Here is a 13,750-nt window from a genome sequence, read left to right on the forward strand (position 1 = left end):
ACCTCATTCACTTACGCAACGTGAATTGGTTGACGTCGATGTAGCCGTCCCGGAATGCGTCGGCACACCCCGTCAGGTAACGCATGTAGCGCTGATAAACCTCTTCGGATTGGATCCCGACCGCCTCGTCATGGCGCCCGGCCAATGCGACGGCCCAATGGTCGAGCGTCCGGGCGTAGTGCAGTCGCAGCGACTGTCGGCGGGCCAGGTTGAATCCCATCTTCGAGGCGTGGAATTCCACCATCTCGATCGCCGGCAACTGACCCCCCGGGAAAATCTCGCGGGCGATGAAGTCGTTGAAGCTGGTCTGCTCCTCGGTCATCGGCAGGCCGCGCTCCACGATCTGCTGCGCGGTCAGCATGGTGATCGTGTGCAGCAGCATCACCCCGTCGCCGGGCAGGGTGCGATAGGCCATCGCGAAGAAATCGTCGTAGCGGTCGTACCCGAAGTGCTCGAACGCACCGATGGAGACGATCCGGTCGACGGACTCGTCGAATTGTTCCCAGCCCTGCAACAGCACCCGCCTGCTGCGCGCGGTGTTCATCGCGTCGAACGTTTTCTGGACATGGGCGGCTTGGTGTTCGGACAACGTCAGGCCGATGACGTTCACGTCGTACTTCTCGATCGCGCGGCGCGACGTGGCTCCCCAGCCGCAGCCGACGTCCAGGAGCGTCATGCCGGGCCGCAGCCCCAGCTTGCCCAGCGACAGATCCATCTTGCGGATCTGGGCCTCTTCCAAGGTGATGGGCCGCAGGCGATCGAAGTAGGCGCAGCTGTAGGTCATCGTGGGATCGAGGAACAGCCGGAAGAAGTCGTCCGACAAGTCGTAATGTGCCTGAACGTCTTCGAAGTGCGGTGTCAGATTTTCGGTCATGGCGGCCACGTGCCTCCCTGAACTCCGGGGCCAATTACCTGCTTGACGATGTGGCCGCTGCGCTGGTTCACATCGGCTTCCCCAAAATGAGGAACTCAAACGACCGGCGCCATGGCGTAACGTGGCAGCCGGCAAGGTTTTTCGCATAGAAAGGTTTGCTGGTCATGGCCGTATTGACGGATGAACAAGTGGATGCCGCACTGTCCGACCTCGACGGTTGGCAACGTGCTGATGGCGCACTGCGGCGCTCGATCAAGTTTGAAGGCTTCCTGGACGGCATCGACGCGGTGCGCCGGGTCGGTGAGCACGCCGAAAGTAAGGACCATCACCCGGATATCGATATCCGTTGGCGGACAGTCACTTTCGCACTTGTCACGCACTCTGAAGGCGGGATCACCAAAAACGACATCGAGATGGCGCGCGATATCAACGGGATCGTCGGGAGCTAGCCCAGCGACGGCGCCGCCCGTGATCGCGACTGCCGAGCCGCCGCCGAATCGCAGCGGCCGGCTCGTTTGCCGGACGTGGCGATGACAACCAGGGTTGCCACCGCGGCCACCGTGTAGGCCAGCCCGGCCCACGCGAGGTACCAGGGCCGGCTGATCTGCCAGATGGTCGGCTGAGCGAGCAACAACAGCCACGGCACGCCGACGATCGTCAGCGCCAACCAGCCCCAGCCCGCGACCCGCATGGCGGGTCGCTCACCCTTGGGCCCGTGAATCAGCCACATCATCAGCGGCACCAGCCACACCCAGTGATGGGTCCACGAAATGGGTGACATCAGCAGCGCGAACATCTCGACTACCAGCAACTTGCCGAGGCGATCCGCGGAGTCCACGGCGCGCCAGGCCAACAAGGCCAGTACCGCCGTCACGGCGATGGCGATCAAGACCGGCGCACCGAAGCCGGCGTCGTGACCCAGGATCCGGGAGATGCCGCCGCGCCACGACTGGTTGATCGACGTCGCGATCGGCCCGACCCGGTGGGTGTCACCGAGCAGATCGGTGAAGTAGTAGCGAGTCTGATCGCCGACGATCACCACCGACAGCGCGATGGTGCCGACGAACACGACCGCCGAAAACGCGGCCGCGGCGAATCGCCGGACGCCGACCAGATAGACCCCGGCGATCGCGGGGGTCAATTTGATCCCCGCCGCCACGCCGACCAACAGTCCAGATAGCCACCAGCGTGTCGTGTAGATCGCGCAAAGCACCGCGAGCATCAGAAAGACATTGATCTGCCCGTAGTCAAAGTTGTTGCGCAGCGGCTCAATCCAGATCGTGATCGCGGTCCACGCCATTGCGACACGCCGGCCGCTGCCGGGCGGCACGCCGAGTAGTCGCTGGCTGATTCGGACCGACGCGTACAGCGCGGCCATCGTCGCCGCAAGCCACAGAAAACCGGCCAGGCCGAACGGCAACAGGTGCAACGGGTAGAACACGATCGCCGCGAACGGCGGGTACGTGAACGGCAACGGGAAGTCCGGCGTGTGCTCGCTGTAGACGAAGTCGTACAGCGTGCCGGGGTGCTCCAGCGCGGCCGCGCCGCCGAGGTAGACGTGCAGGTCGACGAAGTTCGCGCCGTTGCGCGTCAGGTACGTCAAGGCGAATCGTGCGGCGATGCTCACGACCAGTAGCAGCGGCGCGGCGGAGCGGATCAGACTCGCCAGCCGCCGGGAGGTGGGTGCCGCCGTGGCGGTCGCTTCGGTGTCTACTCGCCTGACTTTAGCGACCACTCCCGGCCCAGTTCGGGGGCGGCGCGCGCCCCGCAGCGGACTTTGCCCACGATCCGCAGTTCGGGGGCGGAGCGGCAACCGGCTGGTCACCGCCATCACTCGTATCGATAACGATCAAATAAATGCCACACGTGTCACTTGAGTCCCACCAGCATCAAAGTAGCTTCGGCTCCGTCACCTGTTGTCGATCCCTTGGGGGAGCAATGCCAAGCATCTGGACTTACGTGAAAGCCGCCGCCGTTGTCGTCGGTTCGTCCGCCGCCCTACTCACGGGCGGTATCGCCCACGCCGACCCGGCGCCAGTTCCCGACCCCGGCCTGCAGAACATCCCGCAGCAGTTGATCGCCTCGGCGGCCAACGCTCCGCAAATTCTGCAGAACCTCGCGACCGCTCTCGGTGCGCAGCCGCCGCAGGCTCCGCCCCAGCCCGGTATCACCTTCCCGGGCCTGAGCTCGGCCGCACAGGCGCCCGCGTCGTCCGCCCCGGCGGGTGTCCCGTCGATTCCGGGACTCACCCCGGCCGCGCCCGCCCCGACGGCGGCCAGCCCGACGGTTCCCGGCCTCAGCTCGATTCCGGGATTGGGCCAGACCACACCGGCGGCTCCCGCCCCGGCGAGTTCCGGTATCCCCGGGCTGAGCTCGATCCCGGGCCTGACGTCACCGGCGGCACCGGCCGCCGCACCGGCGTCGGCACCCCAGGTGGCGAATGTGAACATGCCGGCGCTGCCCGGCCTGCCGCTGAACGTGCCGCCGAAGCTGTCGCTTCCGGGCGACCTGACGTCGCTCGCCGCGGGCGCCGTCCCGGGGACGGCGGCCGCGCCGGCCGCCGCAGCCGCGCCGGCGGCTACCCCGCTGTCGCCGCTGCTCTCGGCCATTCCCTGAGCAGTTCGTCAAACAGCTAATCCACTACCGAAGGACCGGAGGACATCGTGGCAAGCAGTTGGAATCTGTCCAGAGGTTTGGCCGCGGTCGTGACGGCATCGACTGCCGCGTTCGGGTTCTGCCCGAACGCGGCAGCCGATCCGGCACCGCAGCCGACACCCCAACAAAGCGCGCCCCAGGGCCTGCCCGGCCTGCCCGCGCTGTCGCAGCTCAGCCCGATCATTCAGCAGGCCGCGACCGACCCGGGCCAGGCCACCCAGCTGCTGATGGCCGCGGCACAGGCGTTCACACATAACCCGTCGGCGCCCAGCGAATCGAAGAACGTGGCCGCGTCGGTGAATCAATTCGTTCAGGAGCCGGGTGCCCCGGTTCCCGGTGCGCCGGCTCCGGCGTCCGTCGCCGCCCCGTCCGAGCATGTGCCCGGCGCCGGCATCGTGCCGGGCGCCCAGGCGCATCTGCCCACCGGCATCGACCCGGTGCACGCCGCGGGCCCGGCCCCGGCGGCCACTCCCCCGGCCGGCACGCCGCACGCTCCGGTGCCTGGCGCTGCGCCCGGTCCAGCACCCGCGGCCGGCCCGGCTCCGGCGGCCGCACCCGCGCCAGGCCCCGCACCCGCTCCGGCCGCGGCACCGGCTCCGGCCCCCTCGGCCGCACCCGCACCTACACCCGCACCCGCGCCGGCCCCGGGCGCTGCCCCGGCGGCCGCGACGGCTCCGGGTTTCGGCCCTGACGCACCCGTCACGCAGGACTTCATGTATCCCTCGGTCGGCAGCAATTGCCTCGCCGACGGCAGCAGCGCGCTGGCGACCGCGCTGTCGGTGGCCGGGCCGGCCCCGATCCCGACGCCCGGCCCCAAGCCAGGCCAGACCGCCTACGTGTTCACCGCTGTCGGGACGCCCGGACCCGCCGAGGTGCAGAAGCTACCGCTGAACGTGACCTGGGTGAATCTGACGACGGGCAAGTCGGGCACCGTGACCCTCACGCCCCGCACCGACATCAATCCCGAGGGACCGACGACATTGACCGCGATCGCCGACACCGGTTCGGGCAGCATCATGTCGACGATCTTCGGTCAGGTCACGACCAAGGAAAAGCAGTGCCAGTTCCTGCCCACCATCGGTTCGACGGTGGTGCCCTGAAGCCAGGGGTTGGCTAGTACGCCATGAACAGGATGGCGTCGCGGTCGTACTCCAGGCCCGGATGAACGCTGGACAGGTGAGCCTGGGTCAGCTCGACCAGCTCATCCTCATCCTTGCCGACGATGGCTTCTCCGCACGGACACGTCAGGTGTGTCTTCACGTTGCCGCCCTTCCCTTCTGGTGACCTACTACTTAGCCGCCTTGGCTGCTGCTTTCATCTGCTTCTTGTACGCGCGCACTTTCTCCATCGACCGGTCGTCGACGATGTCGGCGACGGAGATGTGCGTGCCGGCCTTGCCGAACTGCCCGGCCGCGGTGCGCCAGCCTTTCGCGGTAACGCCGTACTGCTTGCCCAGCAGCGCCAGGAAGATCTGCGCCTTGACCTCGCCGAAGCCGGGCAGCCCCTTGATGCGCCGCAGCAGCTCGTCGCCGTCGGGATCGCCGGCGGTCCACAAGCCCGCGGCGTCGCCGTCGTAACGGTCCACCACGATCTGGGCCAGGGTCTGGATGCGCTTGGCCATCGATCCCGGAAACCGGTGTATCGCAGGCTTTTCCGAGCACAACGCGGCGAACTTGTCGGGGTCGTAGTCGGCGATCTCGGCGGCGCTGAAGCTGCCCATCCGGTCCGCGATCTTCTTCGGTCCCGCGAACGCGGTCTCGAACGTGACCTGCTGGTCCAGCACCATCCCGACGAGCAGGGCCAACGGATCGCTGGCCAGCAGCGCGTCGGCCTCAGGATCCTGCGCGAGGCAAAGTTTCACAGTCGACAGACTACCCACCAGAAAGGCGCCGACGACCAGCGCATTACCACCGAGTTATCGTGGCGAGGTGGTGGATGAAGCCAAATTGGCACTGATGGTTGCCCGCGACGAACTGCATCAGCTCGTCACCGCCTATTGCCGGGCCGTCGACCGCGCGGACTACGACGCGCTCCGCGATCTCTACCACCCGGACGCGACCGATTCACACGGCTCGTTCTCGTCGGGCGGCGTCGAACCGTTCATCGCACAACTACAGGCGGCCGAGCCGTATGTGCGTGTCTCCCAACACAACATCACCACCACCAACTTCGTGGTCGACGGCGACGGGGCCCGTGGCGAGATCTACTGCTTGGTGTTTCATACCTTCGCCGGTCCCGAACACGACATCGACGTGATCATCGGCGGCCGGTACCTGGACACCTATATCCGCCACGACGGCCGCTGGAAGTTCCTCCAACGCACCATCGTGGCGGATTGGGCCTACCAAAACGACCCGTCCCAAGTGGACTTCAGCCATCCCAGCACCCGCGGCAGCATGCGCGGCAAACCAGGCAAGGCCGACCCGTCGATCGGACTCTTCGCCCCCACCCAAGGCTGAGCTAAAGCTCTGTCCGCCAACAATTCTGGGGCAGACTAGCCGCCACTCTTGCGACGAAATTCCCGCCGGCCTCCGCCCGCGGCGCCGTGCGCCCGGGCTTGCTTGCCGCCACTGTCTTTGTGGTCAGACCCGCCTGCGGACTTGGCCATCTTGCGCTCCAAGGCTTCGCGAAACTTGCGCTTGTTGTCGTCCTCGGCCTGCGCGGGCGGGGCATCTTTTCCAGAAGTCGTGTCGGCCATAGCGGCAGCCTAGTCCGACTAGCGCTTGCCTGGAGGCATCCCGTACAGGTGCGAGATCGGCAGCGTCAGCACCACCCGCCGATCGGTGACCATCGCCTCCCGGTACTCATCCCAATCGGGATGCTCACCGGCGATATTGCGATACAACGCGATCAACGCTTCGACGGTGTCGTCGTCGGGCGCGGCGGCCGGGGGTGTGAGTTCGGCGGTGCCTTCGGCCACCGCGTACGACCAACCGTCGTCCGAGTCGACCAGGATCGAGGCCCGCGGATCACGGCGCAAATTGCGGGTCTTGGCCCGCGGCTCGGTGATCGACACCCGGATCACCAACTCACGCGGGTCGAAGTGGTAACTCACGTTCGACAGTTGTGGGCGCCCGTCGCGCTTGATCGTGGCCAGCACCCCGAGTGAGTTCCCCGCTATCAGGGCCAGCAATTTGTCGTCGAAGACTTGGCGTCCCATCCCCAAAGACTACGTCGCTCTGGTGCAATCGGATCATGACCAAGTACGCGGTGTTCCTGCGCGGCGTCAACGTCGGCGGCGTCAATATGAAAATGGCCGAGGTCAAGACGGCCCTGACCGACGCGGGATTCGCTGCCGTGCGCACCATCCTGGCCACCGGCAACGTGCTGCTGGAGTCGTCGGCCAAGGCGCCCGGGGTGCGCAAGAAGGCCGAAGCCGCGCTGCGCGAGAGGTTCGGCTACGACGCGTGGGTCCTGGTCTACGACGTCGACGCGGTGCGGGCCATCATCGAGGCCTACCCGTATGAGCCCGATGTCGACGGATACCAGTCCTACGTCACGTTCGTCGCCTCGCCGGATAAAGGGACCGCGGTGCTCGACGAGCTCGCGAAGTTGGCCGGCGACGCCGGCCCCGACGAGAAGATCAGCCGCGGTGACGGCGTCATCTACTGGCAGGTGCCCAAGGGCAGCACCCTGGACAGCACGATCGGCAAAACGATGGGCAAGCCCCGGTACAAGTCCTCGACTACTACGCGCAATATGCGAACTCTGGCCAAACTCATGCCGGGAAGCGAAACGTAGGTAAGGTTTTCGACGATGAGCTCTGCCCAAGACACTCCCAAAAAGAAGGTCTCTCTCGGCGGCGTCTCCGAAACCGCTCTCCTGACGCTGAATGCGCGGGCTCAGGAAGCGCGCCGCCCCGATCCTCTGCTCGTCGATCCGATGGCGGTGGCGCTGGTCGACTCGATCGACTACGACTTCGCGAAGTTCGGTCGGCCGCGCCAGGACATCGCGTTGCGCGCACGGCTGTTCGACACCCAGGCCGCGTCGTATCTGGCGGGGCACCCGACGGCCACCGTGGTGGCACTGGCAGAGGGTCTGCAGACCAGCTTCTGGCGGTTGGACGCGGCGATTCCGGACGCCCAATTCCGTTGGCTGACAGTCGATTTACCCGAAATCATCGAAATCCGGACCCGGCTGATGCCGGCCTCCCCGCGGGTGGCGGTGTGCGCCCAGTCGGCCCTGGACTACGGCTGGATGGATTCGGTCGACGTGGCAGGTGGCGTGTTCATCACCGCCGAGGGGCTACTGATGTACTTGGAGCCCGAACAGGCGATGGGCCTGATCGCCCAGTGTGCCAAGAGATTTCCCGGCGGCAAGATGGTCTTCGACCTGCCGCCGGCCTGGGTATCCAGGGTGAGTCGGCGCGGCATGCGAACCTCGCGACGCTACAAGGGGCCGCCGTTGCCGTTCAGCCTGTCGGCTGCCCAGGTGGCCGACTTGGTCAACACCGTTGCGGGCGTGCGCGCGGTGCAGGATTTGCGGTTGCCGCCGGGACGCGGTCGCGCCTTCAACGCCGCCGCGCGGATGATCTATCGCACGCCCATGTTTCAAGCGCTGCGGCCGTGCTTGACGCAGCTGGAATTCGGCTAGCCCTCGTCGGGCACGGCATCGATGTAACGCAGCGCGTCGGCCTTGCCCAGCCCGAGTCCGCGAGCGACATGGACGTACTCGCGGGCCGCAGCCGCCATCGCCGCGTCAGTCGGGTCGTAGCGGGCGATGAAAGTGCCGAAGCGCCCACGAGTTTCGACAATGGCCGCTGTCTCCAGCTCACGGTAAGCGCGCGCGACCGTATTGACGGCCACGCCCAGTTGACCGGCCAGCTCGCGCACGGTCGGCAAGCGGCTACCGGGCGCCAGAGCGCCTTCCCGTACGCCGTCGATGACCTGCGTGCGGAGCTGGTCGAAAAGCGGCCGGCCGCTCTTGAGGTCGACCCGTAGCCATTCGCCCAGCTCCACGTATCCAGTATTACCCCAACCAGCGCTATGTTGGTGGCTATGCGAGTGACGGTGCTCAGCGGTGCGGGGATCTCCGCGGAGAGTGGAGTGCCGACATTCCGCGACGACAAGAACGGATTGTGGGCCCGCTTCGACCCCTACGAGCTGTCCAGCACCCAGGGCTGGGTCAACAACCCCGAACGGGTGTGGGGCTGGTATCTGTGGCGGCACCACCTGGTGGGCACCGTCGAACCCAACGACGGGCACCGCGCGATCGCCGCCTGGCAGGACTACGCCGAGGTCAGCGTCGTCACCCAGAACGTCGACGACCTGCACGAGCGCGCCGGCAGCAATCCGGTCCACCACCTACACGGCAGCCTCTTCGAATTCCGTTGCGCGAGTTGCAATCTGCCCTATCACGACGCCCTGCCCGAGATGGCCGAGCCGGCGATCGAGGTGCAACCGCCGTTGTGCCCCCGGTGCGGCGGGCTGATCCGGCCCGACATCGTCTGGTTCGGCGAGCAGTTGCCCGAAGGCCCGTGGAGTCAGGCCGTCGAGGCGACCCAGACGGCCGACGTGATGGTGGTCGTCGGAACCTCGGCGATCGTCTACCCGGCCGCCGGCCTTGCCGATCTGGCACTCTCCAGAGGCGTCACCGTGATCGAGGTCAATCCCGAGCCCACTCCGCTGTCGGGCAGCGTCACGCTCAGCATCCGCGAATCGGCGAGTCAGGCCCTGCCGGGGCTGCTGCAAAAACTGCCTGCCCTGCTGAAGTAGCGGTATTGCCGCGACCCAGCGAATTACGGCCGTCGCGCGCGTCCCAGCAGCAGCTCCGATACCGGCATCGGGGACCACGCGGGCAGCGTCCACTCCCGGCGGGAGATCTTCACTTCGAACCCGGCGTCGACGATCGCGCGTTCGGTATCGCGATGGGTGTGGCAGTTACCCAGCAGCCGCGGCCAGATCGTCGCGTCGGCAAACCGCTGCAGCCGGCCGCGCATACCGGCGCTGGCCACGTGCTCGAGATAGCGCAACTCACCGCCCGGGCGCAGAAACTCGTACACGCGCCGCAGCACCGCCCCGGGGTCGCGCACCGAGCACAGCACCAGCGAGCACACCACCGCATCGAACGGCTGCTCGCTGTGGAACTCCTCCACGGTCTCGTTGGTCAGAACGACCGGTACCGACACGGCCGCCGCGGCCACCCGCGCCCTGGCCGCCAAGCGGGGCTCGGGCTCCATCGCGACGACCTGCGCGACGGACTCGGGGTAGTTGGGGAAGTTCGTTCCGATACCCGCCCCGATTTCGAGCACCCGGCCCGACAAGCCCGCGAGGTTCTCCCGGCGCAGGGCCCGCACCGCCTCGGTCTCGTGAGCGGCGGCGACCGGCCACACCCGCGCGAAGAACGGGTTCTCGAATGCCGGTGTCGTTGTTGTGGTCATCCCCCACCTATTCGATTCGGAACGGGCCTCAGCATAAAGCCAGCCGGCGCGCGCAATTGACGATCCCCAGCTTGGCTATCGGCGCAGCCCCCCCGGCATCGGCCAAGCTCAACCGATTTTAGTCACCGGTTCGGCGACCGGATAGCCGTTGTGCTCGACGGAGATCGCCACCGGCTCGATCGGCGCGGCCGGTTCGGCTGGTCCCTCGCTGATGCCGAACCGCTCGTGCAGCCACGTCAACGGCTTGGGCGCCCACCAGTTCCAGCGGCCCATCACGTGCATGAACGCCGGAACCAGGACCATCCGCACCAGGGTCGCGTCGACGAACACGGCCAGGGTCAGGCCAAGACCGAACATCCGCATGAACGACACGTGCGCGGCGATCAGCGCGGCAAATGACATCGACATCACCAGCGCGGCCGCGGTGATCACTCGGCCGGTGCGAGCGACGCCGTGCGCCACCGCCTCGTCATTGGCGGCGTGCGCCTCTTTGGCCGTCGACGCCCGCTGCCGGTACTGCAGCCAGTACTCGCGAATCCGCGAGATCAGGAACACCTCGTAGTCCATCGACAAGCCGAATGCGATGCAGAACAACAGCACCGGCATGTTCGCCACCAGCGTGCCGCTCGGCGTCGTTCCCAGCGCGCCGAGATGTCCATCCTGGAAAATCCACACCAGCGCGCCGAACGCGGCGGTCAGCGACAGCACGTTGCACATCAGCGCCTTCAGCGGCAGCAGCACGCTGCCGGTCAGCAGGAACAGCAAGATGAAGGTGATCACGGCCATCACGCCGAGCACCATCGGAAGGCGGTCCGTCACCGCGTCGACGCTGTCGCGATTGACCTGCGCGACGCCGGCCATCTCGACGGCACGCCCGGCGGGCCCGGGCACCTGGTGCAGCCGCTTGAGCTGGGTATCGGACGCCGGCGAGAACAGTGGCTCCGTGCTGCTGACGGTCAAGAACGCACTGCCGTCGGACAGCCCGGTGGCTCCCGCGGGCGGCCCAACCGGGTTTCCGCCGACAAACGTTGCACTTGGCGCCGACACGCCTGAGACCCCGGGCACCCGCGACAGCGCCGCGGCGTAAGCGTCGAGGTCGGCCGGGCTCACACCGCGGGCGTCGGGAATGACGACGGGCACCGACGTCGCCGAATCGTGCGCGAAGTTGGTGCGCAACTGGTCACCGACCTGATGCGCCGACGACGACTTCGGCAGCACCCGGTCGTCAGGGAAGCCCCATGTCACCCGCAGGAACGGCAGACCGAGCAGCACCAGCACCGAGGCGACGGCTACACCGATCGGCAGCCAGCGGCGCATCACGAACTTGCTGGACCGGTACCAGAACATTTGCTCGACCGGCTTGTGCACGGGCGCGGGGCGGCGCAGCACCCGTCGCACCAGCTTCCGCACATCCAGCGAATCCAGCCGCGGGCCCAGCAACACGATCGCGGCCGGCGTGATCACGATCGACGCGGTCGCGACGAACGCGACGGTGGCCACCCCGGCATAGGCGAACGACTTGAGGAAGTACATCGGGAACAGCGCCGTCGCCGACATCGACAGGGCGACCGTGACGGCGGAGAACAGCACCGTGCGCCCGGATGTCGCCATGGTTCGGATCAGCGCCTGGTGGGGGTCGGCGCCCTCGGTCAACTCGTCGCGATAACGGCTGACGATCAACAACGTGTAGTCAATCGCCAGTGCCAGACCCAGCGCGGTGCTCAGGTTCAGGGCGAAGATCGACACCTCGGTGCTGAACGTGATGAGCCGCAATACGGTCATCGAACCCACGACGGCCAGCGCACCCAGCGCCATCGGCAGCGCCGCCGCCAGCAGCCCGCCGAACACCCAGATCAGCACCAGAAAGCTGAGCGGAAGCGCGATGATCTCCATGACCAGGAGGTCTTCTTGGTTCTGCTTGTTGATCTGGGCGTACTCCATGGCCGCGCCGCCGGCCCGGACGGTGACCCCGTCCCGATCGTGCACGAGCTGATCCGACAGGGTTTGGGCGTTGTTCTGCACATTGTTCTCACCGCCCTTGAGGTTGACCACGATCAACCCGGACTTGCCGTCCTTGCTCGTCAAATCGGCAGCCGCCTGCGGCGGCGCGGTCCACGGGGAGGTCGCGTTGTAGACCAGCGGCGAGCGCTGCAGCTCGGTGACGAGATCGGTGCCGACCGTGCGGGCCTGATCACTGTTGGCGCCCGCGGGTGCGGTCACCAGGATCAACATCTGCTGACCGCTCTGCCCGAACTTCTCGGTGAGCACCGAGATGGCGCGCGCGGACTCCGAGTCGGGGTCCTGGAAACCGCCGGGAGCCAGGCTCTTGGCGACCGGGAGGCCGAAGACCGCTGCGGCGATGAATACGAGCACCCCGACCGCGATGATCCGGCGCGGCGCGGCGATGGCCAGCCGAGCGATCTTTGGCAGCATCTACGCTTCCTCCCCCGGTGGCAGTCCCGCGGGGGCGCACACCATATTCGCGGTAACCTAGCCGCGGTAAGTGACAGGTGTCAAACAACTACTTACCAAGCCACGGCGCGAGAGTCAGGTTGGTTCGATGCGGTTTCAAACCCGCGAACAGTAAGAGTCCGGCTAGAAAATTGGGCGCTGATTAAGCCGGTCAGGGGCCGAATCCGCTCCTAGACGCGAGGCAACCCTACTGGCGAGTAAATTGCCACCATTTTCCGAATCGTGACTCAAAGATTCCTTAATGGTGGCTTTTAGGCTCAGTGTCATGTGGATCGACGACTCAAGTGCGGACGTCATCAAGGTTGACTTCGACGCTCTCTACCACGGCGACGTGTTGGTGGAAGGCGAGACCTCCGAGCAGTTTGACGACTGGCACCCGCTGCCCAACGCGAGCTGACCGCCATGAGCCTGCTCGCTCGGCTACTTATGGCCGAACCCTCAGTTTCCCGTTGGTTCCGTCGAACGCATTGATCTTGTTGCCAACAAAAACCCCCGCCGTGGCGGGGGTTTTTGTGTATGCGCGGTAGACGAGCCTCAGCGCGGCGCCATCCGGATGGCGCCGTCGAGGCGGATGACCTCACCGTTGAGCATCGGGTTCTCCACGATGTGCACCGCCAGCGCGCCGTACTCGTCCGGGTCGCCCAGCCGCGCCGGGTGCGGCACCTGCTTGCCCAGCGATTTCTGCGCCTCCTCGGGCAGCGAACCCAGCAGCGGGGTCTTGAACAATCCCGGCGCGATGGTCATCACGCGGATGAGCTCGCGCGACAAGTCGCGGGCGATCGGCAGCGTCATGCCGACCACGCCGCCCTTGGACGCGGAGTAGGCGGCCTGGCCGATCTGGCCGTCGAACGCGGCGACCGAGGCGGTGTTGATGATGACGCCGCGCTCCTCACCTACCGGCTCGGTCTTGGCGATGCGCTCGGCGGCCAGCCGCAGCACGTTGAACGTGCCGATCAGGTTGACCTCGACGACCTTCTTGAAACCCTGCAGCGGGAACGGCCCGTCCTTGCCCAGCGTCTTGATCGCGTTGCCGATGCCCGCGCAGTTGACGTTGATACGCAACGAGCCCAGCGACTCGGCGACGTCGAGCGCCTTGCTCACGCCCTGCTCATCGGTGACGTCGGTAGCGACGAACTTCGCGCGGTCCCCGAGTTCGGCCACGACCTCTTCACCCTTGAGGTCGATCACGACGACCTGAGCGCCGGCATCCAGCAGCCGCTTGGTGGTGGCCAGGCCCAGACCCGAGGCACCCCCGGTCACGACGGCAACGGCGTCCTTGATCTCCATGCGAGTCCTTAAGTTCGTAGGTGCAGTTACTGCGTGTTGTTACGTTGTGCTGTGACCCGGGTGGGTCGGGTGAGGCAGCATGT

18 protein-coding genes are annotated in these 13,750 nt (G+C 66.5%); 8 read left to right on the forward strand and 10 right to left on the reverse strand.

The genetic code is table 11. The features are described 5' to 3' along the window. Window positions 1-7 precede the first annotated feature (7 nt). A complete protein-coding gene (locus ACAG21_RS27785; protein ID WP_370499469.1) occupies window positions 8-874 on the reverse strand; it encodes a cyclopropane mycolic acid synthase family methyltransferase in 867 nt (288 codons plus the stop codon). A gap of 164 nt (window positions 875-1,038) precedes the next feature. Between ACAG21_RS27785 and ACAG21_RS27790 the strand changes: the two genes are divergently transcribed. Then, window positions 1,039-1,323, forward strand: coding sequence for a 4a-hydroxytetrahydrobiopterin dehydratase (locus tag ACAG21_RS27790; protein ID WP_370499470.1), 285 nt, complete (start codon window positions 1,039-1,041; stop codon window positions 1,321-1,323). On the opposite strand, the gene ACAG21_RS27795 is transcribed toward ACAG21_RS27790, so the two are convergent. Next, complete coding sequence (locus ACAG21_RS27795; RefSeq protein WP_370499471.1) at window positions 1,320-2,609, reverse strand: mannosyltransferase; 1,290 nt, start codon at window positions 2,607-2,609, stop codon at window positions 1,320-1,322. The two genes, ACAG21_RS27790 and ACAG21_RS27795, sit on opposite strands and share 4 nt — an antisense overlap. 203 nt (window positions 2,610-2,812) lie before the next feature. On the opposite strand from ACAG21_RS27795, the gene ACAG21_RS27800 reads away from it, so the two are divergent. Next, on the forward strand, window positions 2,813-3,490 hold the full coding sequence (locus ACAG21_RS27800) for a hypothetical protein (protein ID WP_370499472.1): 678 nt from the start codon (window positions 2,813-2,815) through the stop codon (window positions 3,488-3,490). Window positions 3,491-3,537: 47 nt separating this feature from the next. Then, the gene (locus ACAG21_RS27805) at window positions 3,538-4,629 is read left to right on the forward strand and encodes a hypothetical protein (RefSeq protein WP_370499473.1); all 1,092 of its coding nucleotides are present in this window, start codon (window positions 3,538-3,540) and stop codon (window positions 4,627-4,629) included. Window positions 4,630-4,642: 13 nt separating this feature from the next. Here the strand turns inward: ACAG21_RS27805 and ACAG21_RS27810 are convergent, their stop codons facing one another. After that, on the reverse strand, window positions 4,643-4,789 hold the full coding sequence (locus ACAG21_RS27810) for a DUF1059 domain-containing protein (protein ID WP_084163488.1): 147 nt from the start codon (window positions 4,787-4,789) through the stop codon (window positions 4,643-4,645). Between the two features lie 28 nt (window positions 4,790-4,817). After that, a complete protein-coding gene (locus ACAG21_RS27815; RefSeq protein WP_370499474.1) occupies window positions 4,818-5,390 on the reverse strand; it encodes an HhH-GPD-type base excision DNA repair protein in 573 nt (190 codons plus the stop codon). Between the two features lie 94 nt (window positions 5,391-5,484). Here ACAG21_RS27815 and ACAG21_RS27820 point away from each other — a divergent pair, with 94 nt between their 5' ends. Beyond that, entirely contained in the window at window positions 5,485-5,988 is a 504-nt protein-coding gene (locus tag ACAG21_RS27820) for a nuclear transport factor 2 family protein (RefSeq protein ID WP_370499486.1), read from the forward strand. 35 nt (window positions 5,989-6,023) lie between these two features. Here the strand turns inward: ACAG21_RS27820 and ACAG21_RS27825 are convergent, their stop codons facing one another. Together ACAG21_RS27825 and ACAG21_RS27830 are read right to left on the reverse strand one after the other, a co-directional pair. Next, window positions 6,024-6,227, reverse strand: coding sequence for a DUF5302 domain-containing protein (locus tag ACAG21_RS27825; RefSeq protein ID WP_370499475.1), 204 nt, complete (start codon window positions 6,225-6,227; stop codon window positions 6,024-6,026). 18 nt (window positions 6,228-6,245) lie between these two features. Continuing rightward, entirely contained in the window at window positions 6,246-6,689 is a 444-nt protein-coding gene (locus tag ACAG21_RS27830) for a PPOX class F420-dependent oxidoreductase (RefSeq protein WP_096289714.1), read from the reverse strand. Between the two features lie 35 nt (window positions 6,690-6,724). Here ACAG21_RS27830 and ACAG21_RS27835 point away from each other — a divergent pair, with 35 nt between their 5' ends. Next, entirely contained in the window at window positions 6,725-7,270 is a 546-nt protein-coding gene (locus tag ACAG21_RS27835; RefSeq protein WP_370499476.1) for a DUF1697 domain-containing protein, read from the forward strand. Between the two features lie 15 nt (window positions 7,271-7,285). Beyond that, complete coding sequence (locus ACAG21_RS27840) at window positions 7,286-8,122, forward strand: class I SAM-dependent methyltransferase (RefSeq protein ID WP_370499477.1); 837 nt, start codon at window positions 7,286-7,288, stop codon at window positions 8,120-8,122. Here the strand turns inward: ACAG21_RS27840 and ACAG21_RS27845 are convergent. Continuing rightward, window positions 8,119-8,487, reverse strand: a complete 369-nt coding sequence (locus ACAG21_RS27845) for a GntR family transcriptional regulator (RefSeq protein WP_370499478.1) — start codon at window positions 8,485-8,487, stop codon at window positions 8,119-8,121. The two genes, ACAG21_RS27840 and ACAG21_RS27845, sit on opposite strands and share 4 nt — an antisense overlap. 27 nt (window positions 8,488-8,514) lie before the next feature. On the opposite strand from ACAG21_RS27845, the gene ACAG21_RS27850 reads away from it, so the two are divergent. Further along, on the forward strand, window positions 8,515-9,243 hold the full coding sequence (locus ACAG21_RS27850) for an NAD-dependent deacylase (protein ID WP_370499479.1): 729 nt from the start codon (window positions 8,515-8,517) through the stop codon (window positions 9,241-9,243). A gap of 23 nt (window positions 9,244-9,266) precedes the next feature. On the opposite strand, the gene ACAG21_RS27855 is transcribed toward ACAG21_RS27850, so the two are convergent. Both ACAG21_RS27855 and ACAG21_RS27860 read right to left on the reverse strand, forming a co-directional pair. Beyond that, window positions 9,267-9,908: a class I SAM-dependent methyltransferase gene (locus tag ACAG21_RS27855; protein WP_370499480.1), complete on the reverse strand. Its 642-nt coding sequence runs from the start codon at window positions 9,906-9,908 to the stop codon at window positions 9,267-9,269. 108 nt (window positions 9,909-10,016) lie between these two features. Further along, complete coding sequence (locus tag ACAG21_RS27860; RefSeq protein ID WP_370499481.1) at window positions 10,017-12,341, reverse strand: MMPL family transporter; 2,325 nt, start codon at window positions 12,339-12,341, stop codon at window positions 10,017-10,019. Between the two features lie 304 nt (window positions 12,342-12,645). On the opposite strand from ACAG21_RS27860, the gene ACAG21_RS27865 reads away from it, so the two are divergent. Next, a complete protein-coding gene (locus ACAG21_RS27865) occupies window positions 12,646-12,777 on the forward strand; it encodes a hypothetical protein (RefSeq protein ID WP_370499487.1) in 132 nt (43 codons plus the stop codon). A 137-nt stretch (window positions 12,778-12,914) separates the two neighbouring features. Here the strand turns inward: ACAG21_RS27865 and ACAG21_RS27870 are convergent, their stop codons facing one another. Further along, the gene (locus ACAG21_RS27870; protein ID WP_370499482.1) at window positions 12,915-13,667 is read right to left on the reverse strand and encodes a 3-hydroxyacyl-CoA dehydrogenase; all 753 of its coding nucleotides are present in this window, start codon (window positions 13,665-13,667) and stop codon (window positions 12,915-12,917) included. Window positions 13,668-13,750 lie beyond the last annotated feature (83 nt).

This window comes from Mycobacterium sp. pR1184, assembly GCF_041287235.1.
In the GTDB taxonomy this organism is placed as follows: Bacteria; Actinomycetota; Actinomycetes; order Mycobacteriales; family Mycobacteriaceae; genus Mycobacterium.